We start from the raw sequence: 22,011 nt of genomic DNA, 5'->3' as shown, positions 1-22,011 counted from the left end.
AGCGCACGACGGTCCGGTCCTCAGTGCCCGGCAATTCGCCTAGGCTGGTGACCTGAATGTTCGCGACGAGAGAAGGATCGACGCCCATGGGCAAGCTGACGACCTACCGCGACAAGCGTGCCGGACTCCGGGCCCATGCCGCGGCGCTCAAGTCCACCGCCATGACCGAGGCCAAGCTCGCGGCCAAGGAGACCCGCAAGCAGGCCAGGGAGGCCCACCGCGTGGAGCTGGCGGAGGCCAAGAAGCGCGCCAAGCTCGAGGGCAAGAACGCCGACCGCAAGGCCAAGCGGGAGGAGAAGCGCGCCGAGAAGCAGAACAAGCTCGACCGCAAGGCCGCCAAGCGGGACCGGAAGGCCGAGAAGGTCCACGCCAAGGAGGAGCGCAAGACCATCAAGCGCGAGGCCAAGATCCTGGCCAAGGACCGGAAGCTCGCCGAGAAGATCGACGCCGCCGGCCGCAAGCACGAGTACCAGCTGGCCGAGATGGAGCTCGACAAGCTCAAGGGCACCAAGCTCAACAAGGACGACGTCCAGCGCTGGCTGAACATAGCCCAGGTCGCCACCCCGGTCCTGCTGCCGCTGGTCTACAAGGTCGTGTCCAACGCGCAGAGCTCCGATAAGACCGCCGAGGCCGGCGGGGTCGACCTCAAGGCCGCCGGCATCAACGCCACCGGCCCCGGTGCCGCCCTGGGTGCGCGGATCGTCCGCCTCGAGCGCACCCTCGACCAGCTCGAGACCAGCCGCGGTGGCGAGCGGGAGGTCAAGGACTTCGTCGCCTCCACCCGCACACGCCTGACCGACCTGCGCACGGCCGTCGAGACCGCCGAGACCACGCCCACCGCCCAGCGGCGCGAGATCCACTCCTCGATCTCCGGGGAACTCGACCGCGTGAACAAGGACGTACTGGCCCGCCTGGGGGTCAAGGCGTGACCCAGCTGGACATCGGTTCCGCGCGGTCCGGGCGTCCGGCGGGGGCCGGGCGTTCGGCGGCGGTCGGGCGTTCGGCGGCGGTCGGGCGCTCACCGCTGCGTCGGCGCCTGGGTTCGGTCGCGATGGCGGCCGCCCTGTTCGGCGGCGCGACCGCCCCCGCGGTGCTGCTCGCGCCCGTCGCGACCGCGCACTCCGTGCTGATCTCCGTCGACCCGGAGGACGGCTCGCAGCTCGACGCGGCGCCCGAGCAGATCGTGTTGACGTTCAACGAGGAGGTCAACCAGAACTTCGCCTCCGTCGCCGTGACCGCCGGGGATGACCGGACGAACCGCGTGACCGGCGAACCGATGGTCGACGGCGAGACCGTCACCGCCCGCGTCGACGACCTCGCGCCCGGCGCCTACACCGTCGGCTATCGCGTCACCTCGGCCGACGGGCACGTCGTGAGCGGGTCCTCGGTCTTCACTGTGGCCGGTGCCGAGGGTGGCGCCGGTGCTGGCGAGGCCGGTGGTGAGGGCGGTGCAGCCGGCGGCGAGGGCGGTGCCGGGGCTGAGGGTTCCGCTGCCGGCGGGGCCACGGCTGCCGACGCCGGTGGCGAAGCCGCGGACGCCGATGCGACCGAGGCCGACGTCGCCGACGAGACCTCCGGCGAGAGCTCCGGGGTCAATCCCGTGATCTGGGTGGTCGGCGGCCTGGCCGTCCTGCTCATCGGCGGGGCGTTCGTGCTGCTGCGCCGGGGTGGCGGCAGCGGCAGCTGACTGACCGGCTGACTGACTGACTGACTGACCCGGGGCAACGGGCCGGCGCGCGCTCCGGACCTCGGCCCGCCCCCGGCCAGCCGCACGCCTCCCTGGCGTCTCGCTCCCGAGCCTGGCGTCTCGCTCCCGCAGATGGCGTCCCGCTCCCGCGAGATCCCGGCCAGCCGCACGCCTCCTTGGCGTCTCGCTCCTCCAGATGTACGCGACACACACAGCCGCTCCTCACGATGGCGTCTCGCCCACACTTCGGGGCAGGCGAGACGCCATCGTGAGGAGCGGCTGCGATCGGGCGGTCAGAAGCGCTGGGCCGCCGGGCGGGCGGATGCGCGGGCCCGCCGGGCAGCGGTCGCGAAGGCCCCGCCGGAAGCTCGGGCCCGCCAGCAGGCCGCACGTCTGGCAACCCGCACGCCCGGCCAGCGCCGCCCCGCGTCCCGGGCTACCGTCCGGGAAGGAACCGCATCGCGTTGGTCGCGGGCACGAGCACCTGCTGCCACCGCTTACGCGGCAGGAACGACGGCCCGCCCATGTGCATCACACGCTGAGTGGCGATCGTCTGGGCCTCGGTGTACTTGAGCAGGCCCTCGTCACCGTGCCGGCGGCCGACGCCGGAAGCGCCCATGCCTCCCATCGGCCCGGCGACCGAACCCCAGCCCGCGACGTACCCCTCGCCGACGTTGACGGTACCCGTCCGCAGGCGCGCCGCGATCGCCTCGCCCTCCGCGTCCGTGGCGGCGAACACAGAGGAGTTGAGCCCGTACTCGGTCTTGTTGGCCTCGGCGATCGCCTCCTCGACGGAGTCGACCGGGTAGATCGACACCACCGGGCCGAAGGTCTCATCGCCGTAGCAGGTCGCGTCCTCGGGCACGTCCGCCAGCAGGGTGGGCTCGTAGAACAGCGGCCCCAGGTCGGGCCGGGCCCGCCCGCCGGCCAGGACTCGAGCGCCCTTGGCCACGGCGTCGTCGACGTGTGCGCTCACGGTGTCCAGCTGGTCCTGCGAGATCAGGCTGCCCATTTCGGCCTCGAAATCGTACCCCGGGCCGACGCTCATGGCCTTGACGCGCGCGGTGAGCTTCTCCGTCAACTGCGCCGCCACGGGCTTCTCCACGTAGAGGCGCTCGACCGAGATGCACAGCTGGCCGGAGTTGGAGAAGAAGGCGCGCGTGGCGACCTCGGCGACGCGGTCGAGGTCGGCGCCCGCGGTGACGATCATGGCGTTCTTGCCGCCGAGTTCGGCCGAGAACCCGATCAGTCGCTCGCCGCACTGGCTGCCGAGGGTGCGGCCGGTGGCGGTGGAACCGGTGAACATGAGGTAGTCCACGTTGTCGACGATCGCGCCGCCGACGGTCCCGCCCGAACCGGGGACCACCTGGAACAGCTCGCGCGGCAGGCCGGCGCGGTAGAACATGTCGGCCGCCGCGAGCGCGCAGAACGGGGTGATCGACGCCGGCTTGATGACGACGGCGTTGCCGGCGATCAGCGCGGCGAGCGCGTCGGTGGCGGCGAGGTTGAGCGGGTAGTTCCACGGCGCGATCACGCCGACGACGCCCTTGGGCTGGCGGCGGACCACGGCCTTGGTCAATCCGGGCAGCATGCCCTGGACCCGCTTGGGCGCGAGCAGGCCGGGAGCGGTACGGGCGTAGTGGCGGGCGGTGATGAGGCAGTCGAGGACCTCCTCCTGCGCCGACGAACGGCTCTTGCCGGTCTCGGCCTGGACGATGTCCATGAGTTCGGCCCGGTTGCGCATGACCTCCTTGGCGAACCGGGTGATCACGGCGACGCGGTCGGCGACGTCACGGTCAGCCCACGCCACCTGGGCGGCGCGGGCCCGCTCCACCGCGGCGACCACGTCGTCGGCGGTGCCGGCGGGGATCTCCGCGAGAGGCTCGCCGGTGAAGACCTCGTTGATGGTCGACGACGGGCGGCTCGACGGGTCGGCGCGGAACTCGGGGATCGCGACGAGGTCGCGGAGGCGGTCGTACACGCGGGGCGCAGGTCGGCTCATGCCCTCCAAGGTTACCGGCGAGTACGCACCGCTGTACACCCCGGCGTTTTTTGTCAATCCACGCACCCGAGGCTTGACCCTGACGCGGCGTCAGGCCCCACGCTCGTCGGTGTGAGAGATGCTGGATCGATGACGACGCACGAAGGTGACGGCACGCGCACGCCAGACGGCACGCGCACGCCAGACGAGCAGCCCGCACCGGACGGGACTCGCGGGTCGGCCGGGCTCACCGTGGGCGCGGCCGCCGCGTTGGTCGGCGTGAGCGTGCGGACCCTGCACCACTGGGACCGGATCGGGCTGGCGCGGGCGAGCGGGCGGACGTGGTCGGACTACCGCGTGTATGACGACGACGACATCGCGCGGCTCCACCGCGTGCTGGTCTATCGGGAGCTGGGTTTCCCGCTCGCGGAGATCGGCGCACTGCTCGACGACCCCGAGGTCGACGAGCGTGCGCACCTGAGCCGCCAGCGTCGGCTGCTCGTCGAGCGCATCTCCCACCTGCAGGAGATGGTCTCCGCAGTGGACCGCCTGAAGGAGGCGATGGACGTGAACGCACCCCTGACCCCGGAGGACCGGGCCGAGATCTTCGGCACCGACTGGGACCCGAATTGGCAGGATGAGGCCGCCGAGCGCTGGGGCGACACCCCGCAGTGGGAGCAGTCGCAGCAGCGCACGGCGAAGATGGACAAGGAGGAGTGGAAGCGGGTCAAGGCCGAGACGGACGCGCTGAACGCCGACCTGGCCGCCGCGATGCGCGCCGGGGTGGATCCCGGCTCGGCGGAGGCGGCCACGCTGGTCGAGCGCCACCGGGCGTCGATCTCGCAGTTCTACGACTGCTCTCGGTCGATGCAGGTGCTGCTGGCCCGCATGTACCGGCAGGACGAGCGGTTCGCACAGACCTACGAGGCGATCGAGCCGGGGCTGACCGACTGGATCGTCGCGGCGGTCGAGGCCGATGCCCGCGCCCACGGCGTCGACCCCGACACCGCGACGTGGGACTGAGCCGCCGCCGCGCGCGGTGAGCGGTTGGAAAACCGCCGCCACGCGCGGTGAGCCGCGCGGTGAGCCGCCCCCGCCACGCGGGGGCGGCCGTACCCTGGCCCGCATGAGCCGATGGACCACCGCTGACATCCCCGACCAGACCGGCCGGACCTTCGTCATCACCGGGGCGAACTCCGGCCTCGGCCTGCAGTCGACCCGGGCGCTGACCGAGGCGGGCGCCCGGGTCCTCATGGCCTGCCGCGACACCACCCGCGCCGAGGCCGCCCGCGCGGAGCTCGCGCATCCGGAGCGCGCCGAGGTCGTCGAGCTGAACCTGGCCGACCTCGGCTCCGTGCGGGCCGCGGGCGAGGTCCTGGGTGGCCGGGCGCCGGACGTACTCATTAACAACGCCGGCCTGATGAACATCCCGCGGTCGCGCACCGCGCAGGGCCACGAGATGCAGTTCGGCGTCAACGTGCTGGGCCACTTCGCGCTCACCGAGCTGCTCGCGCCGGCGCTCACCGACCGGGTCGTGTGGCTGGGCTCGATCATGCACCGCTTCGGTTCGGTCGACCCGGACGACCTGGACTGGACCCGCCGTCGCTACGCGCCGATGACGGCGTACGCCGCCTCCAAGCTGGCCTGCGTCATGCTGGCGTACGAGCAGCAACGCCGGCTCGAGGTGGCGGGGTCGTCGCTCAAGTCGGTGGCCGCGCACCCGGGGTACTCGGCGACCAACCTGCAGTACCGCAGCGGCAGCCGCGTGCAGGACCTGCTCATGAAGGGCGTGGAGAAGATCCCGTACCTGGTGCAGCCCGCCGAGCGGGGTGCGCTGCCGCAGCTGTACGCGGCGACGGTGGAGTCCGTGCCGGGCGGCGCGTACATCGGCCCCGACGGCCCCGGTGAGCTCACCGGGTACCCGACGACCGTGCAGTCCACGCGCGCCTCGCACGACCCGGACGTCGCGGCCGCCCTGTGGGAGCGGTGCGCGCAGATGATCGCCGCCTGACGAACGCCGGCGCGCGGGGCTCGTCCGGAGCGCCGGGCGCCACCGCGCGGGGACCGTCCGGGGTACCGTGCTCCGCCGCGCGGGACCCGACCGGGGCGACGACGACGAGGGGCGTCCTACGCCCGCCGGCGGGACACGACCAGCAGGAGCGTGCCCAGCAGGACGGCCCCGGCGGCCAGGGCGGCCACGGTGACCGTCTGCACGCCGGTCACCGCCAACGCGGCGGGCGCCGACTGCCCGGCCGGGCCGGTGACGGCGTTCCCCGCCGCGGCGTGATCGGTGGCAGGAGCGTCTGCGGCATCGAGGGTCCGCGCCCCGTCGCCGGTCCCGACCCGCGCGTCACCGGCGGGCCCGCCCGCGCCGGCCGGGTTGGCGTCGACCTCGTCGTCGTCGCCCTCGGTCGTGGCACCCGGCTGACCCTCCGCGGCACCGCCCGCGCCCTCGCCGTCCTGCGTCGCGGCCTCGGCGTTCCCGGTCGCGTCGGCGTCCTCGCCGGCGGCCTCGGCTTCCGCGGCGGCCTGGGCCTCGGCGCGGCGACGCTCGTTGTCCTCGTACGGATCCTGCAGCGCCGCGATCTGCACGGCCTCGATGCTCCCCGCGAGCCCGCCGGGCAGTTCCGTGCCCGCCGCGGCCGCCGCGTCGGTGAGCAGCGCGCCGCCCTCGGCCGAGCCCTCGACGAGGCCGTGCCAGAAGTCCAGCTCGTGCGGGTAGAGCTCGCCCGCTGTCTGCCGCTCCTCGAGCGCGGCGAAGTAACCCCCGGCGAACTGCAGGCTCAGGACGGGGAGGATGTACTCGGGGACCGCGACCGAGCCCAGCCCGATGGTGCCCGACCCGAGCGACCCGGTGGGGTTGGCGTACACCGACCCCGGCAGGCTGCCCGACGACGCCACCGACGCCGCCGCGGACCCGCCCGCCACGCCCACGGCCTCGAGCGGCGCCACCGACCCCACGACCTGCCCGACCGACTGCGCACCGTCGACCACCGGGGCGCTTCCCGAGTCGCGCAGTGCCTCCGAGCCCAGACCGCCGCCACCGAGGACGATCTCCTCCGGCAGCTGACCGATCAGCTGGTCGACGCTCGACACGCCCGTCTCGGGCACCGTCGAGCCGGTCCCGGTCCCGGTCCCGGTCCCCGGTGCCGGTCCGTCCTGGGCCTGCGCCACGGCGGGCACGGCGACGGCCGCCAGCACGGTGGCGGTGACAGCGGCGCCGAGGCGCCTGGTCCGGGCTCCGGGACCACTGGTCTGGGGCATCACGACAGGCCTCTCGTCACATGCCGGGCCGGGCGACCCGCGCACCGGTGAGCGTACTACTGCGGCCCCTGGCTATTGCAGAGCCGACGTGAGCCGCGCGACGTTGTCCACGTACCTGCCCGCCCACGGCCGGCTCATCCAGACGTCCAGCTCCAGGGTCGTGCACTCCTCGAGGTACGCGTCCACCACGTCGTTGAGTGCCGACACCGCCTCGCCACCGAGCACCAGCATGCTCACCTCGAAGTTGAGGTTGAACGACCGCTGGTCCAGGTTGCTCGAACCCACCACGCCCGCGTAGTCGTCGATGAGCACCGTCTTGGTGTGCAGCACGGCCGGCGAGCGGAAGCGGTGGATCACCACCCCGGCCTCCAGCAGCGCCCGGAAATACGACCGCTGCGCGTGGTGGACGAGGAACTGGTCGGCGTGCTCGGGCACGAACACCTCCACCGACACCCCGCGGTACGACGCCGAGGTGAGCACGTGCAGCAGCGCCTCGTCGGGCACGAAGTACGGGCTGACGATCCGGACGCGCTCCTGCGCGTGCGTGATGAGCTGGGTGAACATCCGCAGGCCCGGCTGTGTGCGGTAGCCGGGCCCCGACGGCACCAACTGGAACGCGCTGACCGGGTCGCCCGCCGTCGGGTCACCGCCCTTGCGGCCCGGCGCCAGCGGCGCGCCGAGCGCCAGCTGCTCCAGCGTCCCGATGACCTCGCCGGACTCGGTGAACCAGTCCACCGCGAACACACCGTCCATCGCTTGCACGATCTCCCCGCGGACCTCCATCATCAGGTCGACCCACTCCCGGCCGAGCCGCGCGTTGCGGGTGCTGCCGTAGTGGCGCTCGATGAGGTTCTGCGAGCCGATGAAGCCGTGGTGGCCGTCCACGATGAGCATCTTGCGGTGATTGCGCAGGTCAGGACGTCGGAAGCGGCCGCGGAACGGGTTGACCGGCAGCATGAGGTGGACCACCATGGGGGTCTTGCGGAGCTTCCGCCGCAGCCTGGTGAACCCCCGGTAGCGCAGGGACCCCAGGTGGTCCACCAGGACCCGCACCGCGACGCCCCGCTCCGCCGCCTCGACCGCGGCCGTGAAGAACTCGTCGGTCTCGCCGTCCCACGACTGCGCGTAGAACTCGATGTGCACGTGGTCGCGGGCCGCGCGCACCGCCTCCGTCATCGCCGCGAGCGACCGGCTGTAGTCCGAGTGCAGGGCCACGAAATCCCCGGACATCGCGGGGATCGCGGTGAGGGTCCGGTTCATTTCCAGGATGGTGCGCACGCCCGGCGCGACGCCCACGCCGTCGGGGACGGTGGGCCGCTGCCTCAGCGCGTCGGCGTACAGCCGGTTGGCCTCGGCCTGGATGACGTGACGCCGGCCGGTGATGTACGGGTTGCCCAGGAGCAGGAACAGCGGCACGCCGACGACCGGGATGAACAGGATCGCCAGCAGCCAGGCCTGCGACGAGGACGGCTGCCGGTTCTCCGGCACCATCCCCAGCGCGAGGATCTTGATGACGTACTCGGTGATGAGCAGCGCGGAGGTGACACCCTCGGGGAAGGGGAGGAACGCGAGGCGATCGACGGCGGGGTTCACGCCGTCGGACGGGTCAGGACCGTGCCGAACGCCAGGGCTCGGGGGTCGATGACCGCGCCCCCGCGCATCGTCCACCGCACCACGCCCGCCAACGCACGCTGCGCGTACACCGAGTCCGCGGAACCCAGCTCGCGGGCCCCGGGCAGCACGACGAACGCCTCGTCGTCGGCGACCGCGGCGAAGTCCGCCCGCAATCCCTCCCGGATCTCCCCGCGGTCGCGCAGCCCCACCACCTCCGCCGGGCTACCGGCCATCCAGCGCGCGACGTCCGCCAGATCGAACCCGCGGCGCCGCGCCTCGGTCCACACCACCGACAGCCCCAGCCGGGCCGAGGCCACCGCGTCGATGGTGCCGTCCCGCAACGCGCCCCACAGCAGCTCGCGGTTGGCGGCGTCGCGGATCGGCGGATCGAGCCGCGCCACCGCCGATCCGCCGTGGGTGACCTCCGAGACCAGCGCCAACATGTGGGGGCTCGTCGAGGCCGTGACGGCCAGGCCCTCCGCCCGGGCGTCCCGCAGCAGGGGCAGCTCCTCGTGATCGGCGACCGCGCGCACGTGCAGACGACCGCCGGTCCGGCGGCACACCTCCAGCAGCCCGGACAGATCGTCCACCCCGGCGTCCACCGCGAAGAGCCCGCCGTGTGCGGCGACCTCCTCCGCGGCCGCGACCAGCTGCGCGTGGTCCAGCGTCGGCGCGCCCTCCACGCCCTTCCCAGCGGCCACGGCGGACACCCCGAACGCCCCGCGGTCCAGCAGGTCGCCGAGCCGGCCCAGGTTGTCCGGCACCGCCGCGCCCCACAGCCCGACGTCGACGGTCGACTCTCCGGTGACCTCGTCGCGCCAGCGATCCACGTCCTCCGGGCGGATGGCGACCGGGTCGCCGTCGGTGCCGTAGTCCACGACCGTGGTGATCCCGCCCTGCGCCGCCGAGCGCGTGCCGACCGCGACGTCCTCGGTGCTCACGTGCGGGTCGACGAGACCCGGCATGAGGACGACGTCGTCTCCCAGGTCGATCGTGTGGTCACCGGCCAGGCCGATGTCCCGCGCCTCCGAGCCCGTCCGCACCGACGAGATGACGCCCCCGTCCACCGTCACCGCCGCCTGCTGGATGCGGCCGTCGACCACCGCGCGTCGGGCGTGGATCAGGAGTTCGTACTGGGCCACGGAAGGCTCCTTCCGGTTTCTCGGACGATGACGGGCACCCTTGATGTGACCATTGTCCCCCACCGGCACGCTCCCACGCGGCGGCGCGGCCGGATAGCGTTACCCCGACAGACCACCGCCCAGGAGGACCGCATGACCGACACCCCCGCCGGATTCATCCCCACCGCGGACCTCGTCGACGAGATCGGCGAGGACGTCCGCAGCTGCGACACCCAGTTCCGTGACCTCGGCGGACGCACGGAGTTCTCCGGCCCGATCTCGACCGTGCGCTGCTTCCAGGACAACGCACTGCTCAAGAGCGTCCTGGGCGAGCCCGGCGAGGGCCGGGTCCTCGTGATCGACGGCGGCGCGAGTGTGCACACCGCGCTGGTGGGCGACATCATCGCCGAGCTCGGCCGCTCGAACGGGTGGTCCGGCGTCGTGGTGAACGGCGCCATCCGCGACTCGGCGGTCATCGCCGGGATGGAGTTCGGCTGCAAGGCCCTGGGCACGAACCCGCGCAAGTCCACCAAGACCGGCGAGGGCGAGCGGGACGTGACCGTCAGCTTCGGCGGGGTCGACTTCGTCCCCGGCGAGATGCTCTACGCCGACTCCGACGGGATCGTGGTGCGCTGACCGCGGATCAGGAGGCGCCCGCGAGGCTCCCGATGGGGATCAGGAGGATCTCGCCCAGCGACGCCTCCGGTCCGTAGCTCCCGAGCGACCCCGGTGCGTACGAGCCCGTCGCGTTGGGCACGTCCACCGACAGGGCGACCGACCCGGTGTTGATGAGCCCGGAGAGCAGGTCCATGAGGGACCCCGTGCCCAGCGAGCCGTAACCGATGCTCCCGATCGCTTCACTCACGGCGGGCGACAGAAGCGCGCTGCGGATCGTTCCAGAGCCCTCTGAATCCTCGGGCTCCTGCGCCGTGGCGGCGCCCGCTCCCGTCAGCAGGGCTGCCGCGGCGAGCGCCGAAACGGTGGCGGCGAGGGTGGTGGCGCGCATGGGGTTCCTCCGAGGTCATCGCCCCGCCCTCGGCGGGTGCGTTCGCGGGTCATGATATCGGCGGTGACACCGACCGTGGCGCGCTCCGGGCGCATGCCGCGCTGTCCGCCGATCAGGCCTCGCGGCGGATCCAGCGCAGCAACGGCCCGAGCGAGACCCGATCGGTGAGGTCCAGACCGCCCAGTTCGAGCATGGCCTCCTCCTCCGGGGTGCGGTCGGTCTTGCGCCGCAGGGCGGCCAGCGCGGTCTTGATCCCGAGCCGCTGCCGGAAGCCGAGCTGGTCCGGCGTGACCACGCCGCGGAGCTGGAAGAGCTTGAGGTCGCGCAGCTGATCGGACGAGAACTCGCTCGACATCAGCTCGATCCGGGCGTCGTCGGTGACCGGGGTGGGCCCGACCATGACGACGGCGACGCGGCGTCCGGCCTCGACGAGGGCCTCCCAGTTGTCGCGGATGAACGCCGAACCGCCCAGCCCACCACCGGGGCGCATCCCCGTGACGAGGACGACCGTCCCGGCGACCACCAGCTCGGCCGGATCGGCCGCGTCGTGATGGGTCGCCCGGGTGTCGAACTCCTCGGCCAGCCACGTGGCGTACCGGGTGGCACCGGGGTCGTCGTCGTGCAGCACAACCGGGGCCTGCACGGGCCCCCGTGAATCCTCAGCCATCAGGTCGCGTCCCGTCCCTCGCGGGCGACGACGCGCGCCGCCCGGCCACCGATCTCCACCACGTCACCGTGAACCAGGCCGCGGCCGCGCCGGGTGTCGACCTCCCCGTTGACGCTCACCGCGCCGGAGGCGACCGCGTCCTTGGCCTCGGCCCCGGAGTCCAGCAGCGAGGCCAGTTTGAGGAACTGGCCGAGCGTCAGCTTGCTGCTCAGGTCACAGTCGACGTCGTCGACGGGCGGACCGGCCGGAGGAGGGGTCGCCCGGGCGACCCGTCCCCGTCCTGCGATGTGGCGACTCATACCGCCGAGCCTATCGGGCGCGGCGTCACGCCACCGGATCCGTCCTCGGTGGCTGCTCGTCGAGCGGTTCGCCACGGCCGCGGCGGGTGACCAACGCCAGTCCCGTCCCGCCCGCCACGAGCACCGACGCCGCCAACACGAGCGCGACCGTCTGCACCCCGGACATGCCGAAGACCCGGGTGCCCTCCGGCTCGTCCACGACGGGCTGCCCGCCCTCGGTGGGCAGCGGCGGCAACTCGCTGAGGACCGGCAGTTCCGTGACGACCCCCCGGACCGCCGGGCCCGGCGGCTGCGCCGACGCCGCCGGCACGCCGACCAGCGCGACCGTCGCGCTGAGCGCGGCGATGACACTGGCGGGGCGACGGCTGACCATTGGTGCCTTCCATGACGGAGGCCGGATGGCCTGGAGACATAGTAGACCTGATCTTAGGTTCCATTAAGGTCAGGCGCCACGGTTGACCTTCAGCGCTGGGCCACATCCGTCGGCCGGACCGGCGCCGGCAGGGCCGTCTCCCCCATGAGGAACCGGTCCACCGAGGCGGCGGCCGCACGTCCCTCCGCGATGGCCCACACGATGAGCGACTGGCCGCGCCCCATGTCGCCGGCGACGAACACGCCCTCGACGTTGGTGGCGAAGGCGTCGTCACGACCGACGTTGCCGCGGTCGGTGAACTCCACCCCGAGGTCCGAGCACAGCCCGGACTTCTGCGCGCCGGTGAAGCCCATCGCGAGCAGGACCAGGTCAGCCGGGTACTCGAAGTCCGTACCGGGCACGGGCTCGAAGCGGCCGTCGACCATCCGCACCTCGGAGCCCTTCAGCGCGGTGACGTGTCCGCCCTCGCCGACGAACTCCGCGGTGGACACGCCGTAGACGCGCTCGCCGTTCTCCTCGTGGGCCGAGGCCGTGCGGAACATCAGCGGGTACATCGGCCACGGAGTCGACGCCGCGCGGGTGGCCGGCGGCCGGGGCATGATCTCGAACGACTTGACCGATTTCGCGCCCTGACGGGTCGCGGTGCCGAGGCAGTCCGCACCCGTGTCGCCGCCGCCGATGATGATGACGTGCTTGTCGCGCGCGTGGATGGCGGGCAGGCCGTCGGCGTCCACGACCGGGTCGCCGACCGCGGCCTTGTTGGCCAGCGGCAGGTACTCCATGGCCTGGTGGATGCCGTCGAGCTCACGACCGGGCACCGGCAGGTCGCGCCGCATGGTCGCGCCACCGCACAGGACGACGGCGTCGAACTGGGCGCGCAGCTGCGACGCGGTGATGTCCTTGCCGACGTTGACGCCGGGACGGAAGACCGTCCCCTCCGCCTCCATCTGCGCCAGGCGACGATCGATGACCGCCTTCTCCATCTTGAACTCCGGGATGCCGTAACGCATGAGCCCGCCGATGCGGTCGTCGCGCTCGAAGACGGTGACGGAGTGCCCGGCGCGGGTGAGCTGCTGGGCCGCCGCGAGGCCCGCGGGGCCCGATCCCACGACCGCGACGGTCTGCCCGGTGCGGAACGACGGGATGACCGGCTCCATGCCGCCGTCGGCCCACGCGGCCTCGGCGATCTCCACCTCGACCTGCTTGATCGTCACCGGCGGCTGGTTGATGCCGAGGACACAGGACCCCTCGCAGGGGGCCGGGCAGAGCCGACCGGTGAACTCCGGGAAGTTGTTGGTCGCGTGGAGCCGGTCCACCGCGTCGTCCCACTTGCCCCGGTGCACCAGGTCGTTCCACTCGGGGATGATGTTGCCCAGCGGGCAGCCCTGGTGGCAGAACGGGATACCGCAGCCCATGCAGCGGGACGCCTGGGTGCGGATCGAATCCTCGGGCAGGACCGTGGACTCGTAGACCTCTTTCCAGTCCATGATCCGTAGGTCGACGGGGCGGCGCCTGGGCAGCTCCCGCTCGGTGTGCTTGAGAAAGCCCTTCGGGTCAGCCATTTGCGGCCTCCATGATCGCCTCGTCCACGTTGCGTCCGTCCTTCTCCGCCTGCTCGATGGCCAGCAGCACGCGCTTGTAGTCGCGCGGCATGACCTTGGCGAAGTGATTCACGTTCTGGGCCCAGCCACCGAGGATCTCCCGGCCCCGGGCCGAATCGGTCTCCTCCACGTGGCGCTCCACGATCCCGTGGAGGAACTCCACGTCCTCGCTGGTGAGTTCCTCGGTGTCGACGAGCTCGGCGTTGAGGTTCTCCGCGAGGACACCGCGGGGATCGTAGAAGTAGGCGACGCCACCGGACATCCCGGCCGCGACGTTGCGGCCGGTCGGGCCCAGCACGACCACCCGTCCACCGGTCATGTACTCGCAGGCGTGGTCGCCCACGCCCTCGACCACCGCGGTGACGCCGGAGTTGCGCACGCAGAAGCGCTCCCCCACCATCCCGCGCAGGAACACCTCACCGGCGGTCGCGCCGTAGCAGATCACGTTGCCGGCGATGATGTTGTCCTCGGCCACGAAGTCGGGGGCCGCGTCCTCGGCCGGACGCACCACGATGCGTCCACCGGACAGTCCCTTGCCCACGTAGTCGTTGGCGTCGCCGAACACGCGCACCGTGACGCCCCGGGCGAGGAACGCCCCGAGCGAGTTACCGGCGGACCCGGTGAAACTCAGGTCGATCGAGCCGTCCGGCAGGCCGGTGGCACCGTGCGCCTTGGAGATCTCGTGGCTGAGCATCGTGCCGACCGAGCGGTTGACGTTGCAGATCGGGTAGCTGCCCGTGAACGGTCCCGCCGCCGGATCAGCGATCACGGCGCGGACGTCCTCGATCAGCGTGCGGTCCACGACGCCCTCGAGCTTGTGGTCCTGCGACTTGGTGCGACGCAGGTCCTGGTGCATGAAGGGCGACTCGGCCTGCGCGAAGATCGGCTCCAGGTCGAGCTTGGCCACCCGCTTGTTGTGGGCGAAGGCCCGCGACTTGTCCAGGCACTCGGTGTGTCCGATCGCCTCGTCGAGCGAGCGGAAGCCCAGCTCGGCGAGGTACTCGCGCACCTCCTCGGCGATGAACTCCATGAAGTTCACGACGTACTCGGCCTTGCCGTTGAACCGCTCGCGCAGCACGGGGTTCTGGGTGGCCACGCCGACGGGGCAGGTGTCGAGGTGACACACGCGCATCATGACGCAGCCGGCCACGACGAGCGGCGCGGTGGCGAAGCCGAACTCCTCGCCGCCGAGCAGCGCGGCGACGATGACGTCACGTCCCGTCTTGAGCTGACCGTCGACCTGGACGACGATGCGGTCGCGCAGACCGTTGACGAGCAGCGTCTGCTGGGTCTCGGCCAGGCCGAGCTCCCACGGGCCACCCGCGTGCTTGAGCGAGGTCAGCGGCGACGCGCCGGTGCCGCCGTCGTGGCCCGAGATGAGGACGACGTCGGCGTGCGTCTTGGACACGCCCGTCGCGACCGTACCGACGCCCTGCTCGGCCACGAGCTTGACGTGGATCCGCGCGTCCGGGTTGGCGTTCTTCAGGTCGTAGATGAGCTGCGCCAGGTCCTCGATCGAGTAGATGTCGTGGTGCGGCGGGGGCGAGATGAGTCCGACGCCCGGCGTCGAGCCGCGGACCTCGGCCACCCACGGGTAGACCTTGCCCGGCGGGAGCTGCCCGCCCTCACCCGGCTTGGCGCCCTGCGCCATCTTGATCTGGATGTCGGTGCAGTTGGCCAGGTAGTGGCTGGTCACGCCGAACCGGCCGGAGGCCACCTGCTTGATGGCGGAGCGACGCCAGTCCCCGTTCGGGTCGGGGTCGAAGCGGTCGACGGCCTCCCCGCCCTCGCCGGAGTTCGAGCGCGCCTGCAGGCGGTTCATCGCGATCGCCAGCGTCTCGTGCGCCTCGGCCGAGATGGAGCCGTAGCTCATCGCGCCCGTGGAGAACCGCTTGACGATCTCGGAGACCGGCTCGACCTCCTCGATCGGCACGGGCGGACGGTTGCTCTTCAGGTCGAACAGCCCGCGCAGCGTCGCCAGCCGCTCCGACTGGTCGTCGACGAGGCGGGTGTACTCCTTGAAGATCTCGTAGCGGCCCGTGCGCGTGGAGTGCTGGAGCTTGAACACCGTGTCCGGGTTGAACAGGTGGTACTCGCCCTCCCGGCGCCACTGGTACTCGCCGCCGATCTCGAGCTCGCGGTGCGCGGCCTCCTCGGGCCGGGGCAGGAACGCGAAGCGGTGCCGAAGGGCCACGTCCTCGGCGATCTCGTCCAGGCCGATGCCGTCGATGGGGCTGACGGAGCCGGTGAAGTACTCGTCGCACAGCTCCTGCGACAGGCCGGTGACGTCGAACAACTGGGCACCGGTGTAGGAGGCGAGGGTGGAGATGCCCATCTTGGACATCACCTTGAGCACGCCCTTGGCGGCGGCCTTCCGGTAGTTGTCGCAGGCCTCGGCGGTGTCTACCCCGATGAGGTCGCCGTTCTTGACCAGCTCGTCGATCGACTCGAACGCCATGTACGGGTTGATGGCGTTGGCGCCGTACCCGAACAGGACGGCCATGTGGTGGACCTCGCGGGCGTCACCGGACTCGACCACCAGGCTGACGCGGGTGCGGGTCTTCTCGCGCACCAGGTGGTGGTGCACCGCTGAGGTGAGCAGTAGCGAGGGGATGGGCGCGTTGCGCTCGTCGGACTCGCGGTCGGAGAGCACGATGAGGGTCGCGCCGGCCTGGATGGCCTCGGACACCTCCCGGCGGATGCGCTCCAGGGCGATCCGCAGGCCGCGGCCGCCGTGGGCGACGTTGTAGAGCCCGCGGACGACCACCGACCGCAGGTTCGGACGGGCCTCCCCGGCCTCCAGCAGCGTGGCGAGGTCGGAGTTGCCGAGGATCGGGTTGGCGACCTTGACCTGCCGGCACGACTCGGGGCCCGGGTTGATGAGGTCGCCCTCGGGACCGAGCGTCACGCCGTAGCTGGTGACGAGCTCCTCGCGGATGGCGTCGAGCGGCGGATTGGTCACCTGCGCGAAGCGCTGCGCGAAGTAGTCGAACAGCATGCGCGCACGCTGGGACAGCACCGGTAGCGGGGTGTCCGTGCCCATCGACCCGATCGCCTCGGCGCCACTCCCTGCCATCGGGGAGATGAGGATGCGCAGTTCCTCCTCGGTGTATCCGAAGACGCGCTGACGCAGCACCACGCGCTCGTGGGCCATGTAGGGCTTCTCGACCCGGGGCAGGTCCTCGAGCCGGACCAGGCCCTCGTCGAGCCACTGCTGGTACGGGTGCTCGGCGGCCAGCTGCGACTTGATCTCCTCGTCGTCGATGATCCGCCCCTCGGCGGTGTCGACGAGGAACATGCGACCGGGCTGCAGTCGGGTCTTGGTGACCACCTTGTCCTGCGGGATGTCGAGCACGCCCACCTCGGACGCCATCACGACGAGGCCGTCGTCGGTCACCCAGATGCGGGAGGGGCGCAGGCCGTTGCGGTCCAGCACGGCGCCGATCACGGTGCCGTCGGTGAACGTGATGGACGCCGGGCCGTCCCATGCCTCCATGAGTGAGGCGTGGTACTCGTAGAACGCCCGCTTGGCCGGGTCCATGGTCTCGTGGCGTTCCCACGCCTCGGGGACCATCATGAGCACGGCGTGCGGCAGGGTCCGACCGGCCAGCGTCAGCAGCTCGAGCGCCTCGTCGAAGCGCGCGGTGTCCGATCCGCCCGGGGTGCAGATCGGCAGCGCCGCGGACAGGTCCTCGATGCGGTCGCTGGTCATGAGCGCCTCGCGGGCCCGCATCCAGTTCTCGTTGCCACGCGCGGTGTTGATCTCACCGTTGTGGGCGACGTAGCGGAACGGGTGGGCCAGCGGCCATGCGGGGAACGTGTTTGTGGAGAAGCGCGAGTGGACGATGCCCATCGCGGACTCGACGCGCTCGTCCTGCAGGTCCAGATAGAAGTCGGGGAGCTGCTTCTCGGTGAGCATGCCCTTGTAGACGAAGGTGCGCGGGCTCAGCGACGGGAAGTACACCGTCTCGGAGCCCAGGTCGCCCTTCCCGGCGCCCTTCGAACCGAGCTCGTGCTCGCACCGCTTGCGCACCACGAAGCACTTGCGCTCGAGCGCCAGGCCGGTCAGGAGCTCCCCGCCCGGGCCCGCGGCCTTGACGAAGATCTGGTTGATGGTGGGCTGCGCGTCACGCGAGATCGCGCCGACCGTCGAGTCGTCGACCGGAACCTCGCGCCAGCCGATCACGGTCACGCCCTGCTCGGCGGCGATCCGCTCGACCATCCGCATGGCGTCCATCGCCAACATCCGGGACTGGGGGAGAAAACAAAGGCCGGTTGCATATGCACCGGCCTCTGGCAGTTCCACGTTCTGCTCCTCACGCATCACCTCGCGGAGGAACAAATCCGGTACCTGGATCAACAAGCCCGTGCCGTCGCCGGTGTTGGCCTCGGCGCCCACGGCGCCGCGGTGCTCGAGGTTCACCAGCGCGGCGATCGCCTTCTCGACGATGTCCCGGGACTGGCGTCCGTACATGTCCACCACGAACGCGACACCACACGAGTCGTGTTCGTATTCAGGGCGGTACAGGCTTCTGGGGCCGGGAGTCGTCATCATGTGTTCGCCTTCGCTTGTCGACGGGCGGACTCCGTGGTGGCTGGAGCACCCGTACTCAGAGGACCGAGGTCCTCCGGCCCGGAAATCATATGGGCAAGGGGGGCAGGTCACACAACTCGGAGAAGTCAAACCGCAGAGCCTGACGTGGGAAGGCGATTCCACCTTGTGAGATTTCTCTCAGCGTCGTCTCCAGCCGACCCGCCGAGACGACGCAGTTCCCGCCCCCGCACGGCAGCGGGGGCGGGAACTCTCTCAGGGTTCTCACCGAATGAACGGCAGGGGTGGTAGTGCCACCCCGTCCGGAAGGACCACGTGGTAATCCCCCAGCGAGCCGGTGGTGACCACGACCGCGTTCACCCCGACCGCGGCCCCACCGCCGTCGGCCATCACGCCCGGCTCACCTCCGCGCCCGTTGGGCACCGACGGCCCGGGCGCGGGCGGAGCCTCTCCCACGACCGCGCCGACGGCGACCGGCGCCGGGGACCCGGGTAGCGGCGGGAGTGCGATCCCCAGATCGGCCGCGACCTGGACCATCATCGGCCCGGCGGCGACCGACCCGCCGATCGCCGCGGCCGGCACCAGGAGCGGAAGGGACCCGGCCGCCGAACCCAGCGGCAGGGACCCGAGGGGCAGCGATCCAACCGCCGAACCGAGAGGTGCCAGCGACGCGGTCAGTGACCCCGACGGCGCGAGTGACCCCTCCGCGGAACCCGGCTCGAGGGAGCCCGAGGGGAGTGCCCCCCCCGCGGACCCCGGCTCGAGCGACCCGCCGTTCTCGCTGCCCACGGGTAGTGAGCCTCCGGGGAGAGACCCCTCGCCCGAACCAGCCTCGGACCCGATCGACAGCATCAGTAGGAGGCTCACCAACGACCCCGTCTCCAGCGACCCGGGGGGTAGGGATCCGCCCGTCGACCCGGATCCCAGCGACCCGGGTTCGAGTGAACCAGTCAGCGACCCGGGCTCGAGCGAGCCCTCGAGCGACCCCGCCCCTGCCCCCAACGACCCCGTGAGCGAACCGGACTCCAGCGACCCCGTCAGAGAACCGGGCTCCAGCGACCCCTCTCCCGACCCCATCTGCGAACCCATGGACACCATGACCAGCAGGCTCACCAACGACCCGGCCTCCATCGACCCCGGGCCCGCCGAGCCGGGCTCCAACGAGCCCGGATCCAGTGAGCCCGGTTCGAGCGACCCCTCGGTCGAGCCTTCCGCCGAGTCCGGGTCCAGCGAGCCGGGACCGGAAGACCCGGGCAACGAGCCCGGATCCAGAGAACCCGGGTCAAGCGAGCCCGGTTTGAGCGACCCCTCGGTCGAGCCTTCCGCCGAGTCCGGGTCCAGCGAGCCGGGACCGGAAGACCCGGGCAACGAGCCCGGATCCAGAGAACCCGGGTCAAGCGAGCCCGGGCCAAGCGAGCCCGGCTCGAGGGATCCCCCGACCGAGCCGATCGGCGGCAGGGACCCGGCGTCGACCGAGTCCGCACTCAGCGAGCCCGGGTCGAGCGAGCCCGGGTTCAGCGACCCTGCGTCCACCGCGCTGTCCGAGCCGAGTGCGAGTTCGAGGTTGAGGGCGAGCTCGGCGGCGAGCTCGGCGGAGCCGGTCTGGGCGTGCGAGACGCCGGCCGTCCCGGCGATCGTCAGGGCGGCGGCGCCGCCCACGGCTGCCAGTCGCAGTGGCAGTGGGTGATGTGAACTCATGGACGTTCTCGATTCCCCCGAGGCTCCCGCACGGCGCGGAAGCCGATGATGAACTAACACTCACCCTCAGGGTACTGTTATCTAGATCACAGTTCCACCCCTAATTCCGGACACCCCTAGGCTCACGCGGGTGACCACCACCTCCCGACCCGGCGGCCCGACCGCGCTGCTGCGGCGCATGGCCGACGGCACCGTCAAGCAGGTCAATCCCTTCACCGGCACCCAGGTGTGGACGGTCCCCGGCCGGGCGCACCGACCGATCGAGCACGCGCCCGGCAGCGTCGTCGCGGTGGACCCGGCCGAGCCGGAGGCGCACTGCGCGTTCTGCACGACGCGCCTGCGCGAGACCACCCCGGAGAAGGCGCGCCTCGTCCGCGAGGGGGACGCCTGGGCCGTCCTCGACGAGGTCCCGGCCGACCGGCTCGACGCCACCACGCCCGAGTTCCGCCTGATCGGCAACCTCTTCGAGATCCTCTCCCTCGACTACTGGAGGTCGGTGCACGGCTACCGGATCCCCGACCGCGCCGCCGACCATCAGGCCGCCTATCTCGCGTCCCCGGCCGGCGCCGAGCACGTCCGGGCCCTGGTCCGCACCCGCGTCGCCGCCGCGCAGGGCGACCCGGCGACCGCCGACGCCATGGACACCGCCGCCCTCGCAGAGCACTCGGAGAGCTTCTTCGGCGGGTGCCACGACGTGGTGGTCGCGCGCCGCCACCTCGTCGACGGCGCAGCCTCCAGCGACCGCCACGCGTCGTCGGGGGAGCTGACGCCGGAGGAGCACGAGCAGTACGTCGCCTTCACGGTCCGTGCCATGCGGGGGCTGTACCGCGACAATCCGCACGCCGCGTACGTGTCGGTTTTCCAGAACTGGCTCGCGCCGGCCGGCGCGTCGTTCGCGCACCTGCACAAGCAGCTCGTGGCGATCGACGAGGTCCCCGCCAAGACCTCCCGGGAGATGGCGGCGCTCGCCCGCGAACCGGATCTCTACTACACGGCCGGGATCGATCACGCGGTGGCCGAGGGCCTGGTGCTGGCGGCCAACGAGCACGCCGTCGCGGTGGTCGGCGTCGGTCACCGCCACCCGGCACTGGTGGTCTACTCGAGGTCGCGGGCCGGCCGGCCGTGGGAGCACTCGGCGGCCGAACTGCGCGGGGTCTCCGATCTGCTGCACGCCTGCCACGCCGCGACGGGGCCGCTGGTGCCGTCCAACGAAGAGTGGCACACCCTGCCGCCGGGCTCGGCGGGGGACGGCGCGGCGATGCCGTGGCGGATCGTGCTCAAGTGGCGCATCTCGACGCCGGCCGGGTTCGAGGGCGCGACCGGGATCCACGTCAACACGATCGACCCGTGGAGCCTGCGCGACCGGGTGGCCCCGCGCCTGGCGGGGCTCCGCGCGGACGGCCGTATCGCCGACATGGCGTTGGGGGCCGAGTGCGGGGACGTGCGGGGAGCACTGCGCTACGCGCGGTGACGACGACGAGGTGCGCCCGGCCCGGCCGGCGGGCGTGGCCGGTCAGAGGCCGCGGGAGCCGGTCCTGCGGGGCGACCCGATCGCGGGGGTGGTCGCGGGCGCGGGAACCGCGCAGATCTTCGTGATCGGGGTGATCGTCTGCGTAGAGGTGATCGGCGCGGCGGTCGCCTCACGGATCCCCGGCACGGAGGCGGGGATCACCACGGGCGTCGTCAGTGTCGGATCGAGCACCACGGCGGTGGGCGTCTCCTCGGAGCCGCCGTTGATCGTGCAACACAGCTCGTAGGCGTCCTCGTCGCGCCAGATGTTGACCCAGTGGACCTCGAGGCCCTCGCGGCTGGCCCGGCGGCGCAGCGCCGCCGAGTAGGGGCAGCCCGGCCGCCACAGCACCACGACCGCGTGCCCGGCGGAGGTCAGGGCGCGCACGGCCTTCAGGGGCTCGTGACCCGTGGCGCGCAGCGGCGAGTTCCACAGCGCCACGGACAGTGTCCCGACGAGGACCACGGCCGCCAGCAGCGCACCGTGCCCGAAGCCGACGAGCGTCCACGCGATCGCACAGCCCAGCGCCATGACGGCGGCGGGGCCGAACCAGCGGCCGGGCACGAGCTCCCGCCCGGCCCGTGCGAAGGGGTGGGTCACGCGCACGACCATACGCCCCTCGTTTCGGTGCGTGGGGC

General features: G+C 71.9%; 18 protein-coding genes. 6 read left to right on the top strand and 12 right to left on the bottom strand.

Annotation, left to right across the window (positions count from 1 at the left end; all coding sequences use genetic code 11):
- Window positions 1-86: 86 nt before the first annotated feature.
- Together KHA85_RS02115 and KHA85_RS02110 are read left to right on the top strand one after the other, a co-directional pair.
- Window positions 87-929, top strand: a complete 843-nt coding sequence (locus KHA85_RS02115) for a DUF6474 family protein (protein ID WP_213184625.1) — start codon at window positions 87-89, stop codon at window positions 927-929.
- Window positions 926-1,687 carry a copper resistance CopC family protein gene (locus KHA85_RS02110; protein ID WP_213184624.1) on the top strand — a complete coding sequence of 254 codons (762 nt, stop codon included), beginning with the start codon at window positions 926-928 and terminating at the stop codon, window positions 1,685-1,687. The genes KHA85_RS02115 and KHA85_RS02110 overlap by 4 nt, the downstream gene beginning before the upstream one ends.
- Window positions 1,688-2,123: 436 nt before the next feature.
- Here the strand turns inward: KHA85_RS02110 and KHA85_RS02105 are convergent, their stop codons facing one another.
- The gene (locus KHA85_RS02105) at window positions 2,124-3,689 is read right to left on the bottom strand and encodes a succinic semialdehyde dehydrogenase (protein ID WP_213184623.1); all 1,566 of its coding nucleotides are present in this window, start codon (window positions 3,687-3,689) and stop codon (window positions 2,124-2,126) included.
- A gap of 129 nt (window positions 3,690-3,818) precedes the next feature.
- Between KHA85_RS02105 and KHA85_RS02100 the strand changes: the two genes are divergently transcribed.
- Together KHA85_RS02100 and KHA85_RS02095 are read left to right on the top strand one after the other, a co-directional pair.
- Window positions 3,819-4,691 carry a MerR family transcriptional regulator gene (locus KHA85_RS02100; RefSeq protein ID WP_236885032.1) on the top strand — a complete coding sequence of 291 codons (873 nt, stop codon included), beginning with the start codon at window positions 3,819-3,821 and terminating at the stop codon, window positions 4,689-4,691.
- A gap of 103 nt (window positions 4,692-4,794) precedes the next feature.
- Window positions 4,795-5,679 carry an oxidoreductase gene (locus tag KHA85_RS02095; RefSeq protein WP_213184622.1) on the top strand — a complete coding sequence of 295 codons (885 nt, stop codon included), beginning with the start codon at window positions 4,795-4,797 and terminating at the stop codon, window positions 5,677-5,679.
- 116 nt (window positions 5,680-5,795) lie between these two features.
- On the opposite strand, the gene KHA85_RS02090 is transcribed toward KHA85_RS02095, so the two are convergent.
- From KHA85_RS02090 to KHA85_RS02080, 3 genes are all read right to left on the bottom strand, one after another.
- The gene (locus KHA85_RS02090; protein WP_213184621.1) at window positions 5,796-6,932 is read right to left on the bottom strand and encodes a hypothetical protein; all 1,137 of its coding nucleotides are present in this window, start codon (window positions 6,930-6,932) and stop codon (window positions 5,796-5,798) included.
- Between the two features lie 72 nt (window positions 6,933-7,004).
- Window positions 7,005-8,525 (bottom strand): phospholipase D-like domain-containing protein, encoded by a 1,521-nt coding sequence (locus KHA85_RS02085; protein ID WP_308936831.1) that lies wholly within the window; start codon window positions 8,523-8,525, stop codon window positions 7,005-7,007.
- The gene (locus tag KHA85_RS02080; RefSeq protein WP_213184620.1) at window positions 8,522-9,688 is read right to left on the bottom strand and encodes a dihydroorotase; all 1,167 of its coding nucleotides are present in this window, start codon (window positions 9,686-9,688) and stop codon (window positions 8,522-8,524) included. The genes KHA85_RS02085 and KHA85_RS02080 overlap by 4 nt, the downstream gene beginning before the upstream one ends.
- A gap of 132 nt (window positions 9,689-9,820) precedes the next feature.
- Between KHA85_RS02080 and rraA the strand changes: the two genes are divergently transcribed.
- Window positions 9,821-10,303 carry a ribonuclease E activity regulator RraA gene (gene rraA / locus KHA85_RS02075; RefSeq protein ID WP_007627338.1) on the top strand — a complete coding sequence of 161 codons (483 nt, stop codon included), beginning with the start codon at window positions 9,821-9,823 and terminating at the stop codon, window positions 10,301-10,303.
- A gap of 7 nt (window positions 10,304-10,310) precedes the next feature.
- Here the strand turns inward: rraA and KHA85_RS02070 are convergent, their stop codons facing one another.
- The 7 genes from KHA85_RS02070 to KHA85_RS02040 all read right to left on the bottom strand — a co-directional run bounded on the left by KHA85_RS02070 (window position 10,311) and on the right by KHA85_RS02040 (window position 19,863).
- Window positions 10,311-10,673: a hypothetical protein gene (locus KHA85_RS02070; RefSeq protein WP_213184619.1), complete on the bottom strand. Its 363-nt coding sequence runs from the start codon at window positions 10,671-10,673 to the stop codon at window positions 10,311-10,313.
- A 112-nt stretch (window positions 10,674-10,785) separates the two neighbouring features.
- Window positions 10,786-11,316, bottom strand: coding sequence for a hypothetical protein (locus tag KHA85_RS02065; protein WP_007627342.1), 531 nt, complete (start codon window positions 11,314-11,316; stop codon window positions 10,786-10,788).
- A gap of 23 nt (window positions 11,317-11,339) precedes the next feature.
- Window positions 11,340-11,639 (bottom strand): RNA-binding S4 domain-containing protein, encoded by a 300-nt coding sequence (locus tag KHA85_RS02060; protein ID WP_231889028.1) that lies wholly within the window; start codon window positions 11,637-11,639, stop codon window positions 11,340-11,342.
- Between the two features lie 25 nt (window positions 11,640-11,664).
- Window positions 11,665-12,012, bottom strand: a complete 348-nt coding sequence (locus KHA85_RS02055) for a hypothetical protein (protein ID WP_213184618.1) — start codon at window positions 12,010-12,012, stop codon at window positions 11,665-11,667.
- Between the two features lie 89 nt (window positions 12,013-12,101).
- Window positions 12,102-13,574 (bottom strand): glutamate synthase subunit beta, encoded by a 1,473-nt coding sequence (locus KHA85_RS02050; protein WP_007627348.1) that lies wholly within the window; start codon window positions 13,572-13,574, stop codon window positions 12,102-12,104.
- A complete protein-coding gene (gene gltB, locus KHA85_RS02045; protein ID WP_213184617.1) occupies window positions 13,567-18,168 on the bottom strand; it encodes a glutamate synthase large subunit in 4,602 nt (1,533 codons plus the stop codon). The genes KHA85_RS02050 and gltB overlap by 8 nt, the downstream gene beginning before the upstream one ends.
- A gap of 261 nt (window positions 18,169-18,429) precedes the next feature.
- Window positions 18,430-19,863: a hypothetical protein gene (locus KHA85_RS02040; protein ID WP_213184616.1), complete on the bottom strand. Its 1,434-nt coding sequence runs from the start codon at window positions 19,861-19,863 to the stop codon at window positions 18,430-18,432.
- Window positions 19,864-19,993: 130 nt separating this feature from the next.
- Here KHA85_RS02040 and KHA85_RS02035 point away from each other — a divergent pair, with 130 nt between their 5' ends.
- A complete protein-coding gene (locus tag KHA85_RS02035) occupies window positions 19,994-21,334 on the top strand; it encodes a DUF4921 family protein (protein ID WP_308936830.1) in 1,341 nt (446 codons plus the stop codon).
- Window positions 21,335-21,376: 42 nt separating this feature from the next.
- Here the strand turns inward: KHA85_RS02035 and KHA85_RS02030 are convergent, their stop codons facing one another.
- Window positions 21,377-21,973 (bottom strand): thioredoxin domain-containing protein, encoded by a 597-nt coding sequence (locus tag KHA85_RS02030; protein ID WP_308936829.1) that lies wholly within the window; start codon window positions 21,971-21,973, stop codon window positions 21,377-21,379.
- Window positions 21,974-22,011 lie beyond the last annotated feature (38 nt).

The sequence above is a fragment of the Dietzia massiliensis genome (assembly GCF_018390595.1).
Lineage (GTDB): Bacteria > Actinomycetota > Actinomycetes > Mycobacteriales > Mycobacteriaceae > Dietzia > Dietzia massiliensis.
This window is presented reverse-complemented; position numbering and strand designations above follow the sequence as displayed.

Coding starts and splice junctions, on each gene's coding strand:
- gltB (WP_213184617.1), bottom strand. CDS start 18,168: ATGATGACGACTCCCGGCCCCAGAAGCCTGTACCGCCCTGAATACGAA.
- KHA85_RS02055 (WP_213184618.1), bottom strand. CDS start 12,012: ATGGTCAGCCGTCGCCCCGCCAGTGTCATCGCCGCGCTCAGCGCGACG.
- KHA85_RS02050 (WP_007627348.1), bottom strand. CDS start 13,574: ATGGCTGACCCGAAGGGCTTTCTCAAGCACACCGAGCGGGAGCTGCCC.
- KHA85_RS02060 (WP_231889028.1), bottom strand. CDS start 11,639: ATGAGTCGCCACATCGCAGGACGGGGACGGGTCGCCCGGGCGACCCCT.
- KHA85_RS02090 (WP_213184621.1), bottom strand. CDS start 6,932: ATGCCCCAGACCAGTGGTCCCGGAGCCCGGACCAGGCGCCTCGGCGCC.
- KHA85_RS02095 (WP_213184622.1), top strand. CDS start 4,795: ATGAGCCGATGGACCACCGCTGACATCCCCGACCAGACCGGCCGGACC.
- KHA85_RS02040 (WP_213184616.1), bottom strand. CDS start 19,863: ATGAGTTCACATCACCCACTGCCACTGCGACTGGCAGCCGTGGGCGGC.
- KHA85_RS02100 (WP_236885032.1), top strand. CDS start 3,819: ATGACGACGCACGAAGGTGACGGCACGCGCACGCCAGACGGCACGCGC.
- KHA85_RS02070 (WP_213184619.1), bottom strand. CDS start 10,673: ATGCGCGCCACCACCCTCGCCGCCACCGTTTCGGCGCTCGCCGCGGCA.
- KHA85_RS02115 (WP_213184625.1), top strand. CDS start 87: ATGGGCAAGCTGACGACCTACCGCGACAAGCGTGCCGGACTCCGGGCC.
- KHA85_RS02105 (WP_213184623.1), bottom strand. CDS start 3,689: ATGAGCCGACCTGCGCCCCGCGTGTACGACCGCCTCCGCGACCTCGTC.
- rraA (WP_007627338.1), top strand. CDS start 9,821: ATGACCGACACCCCCGCCGGATTCATCCCCACCGCGGACCTCGTCGAC.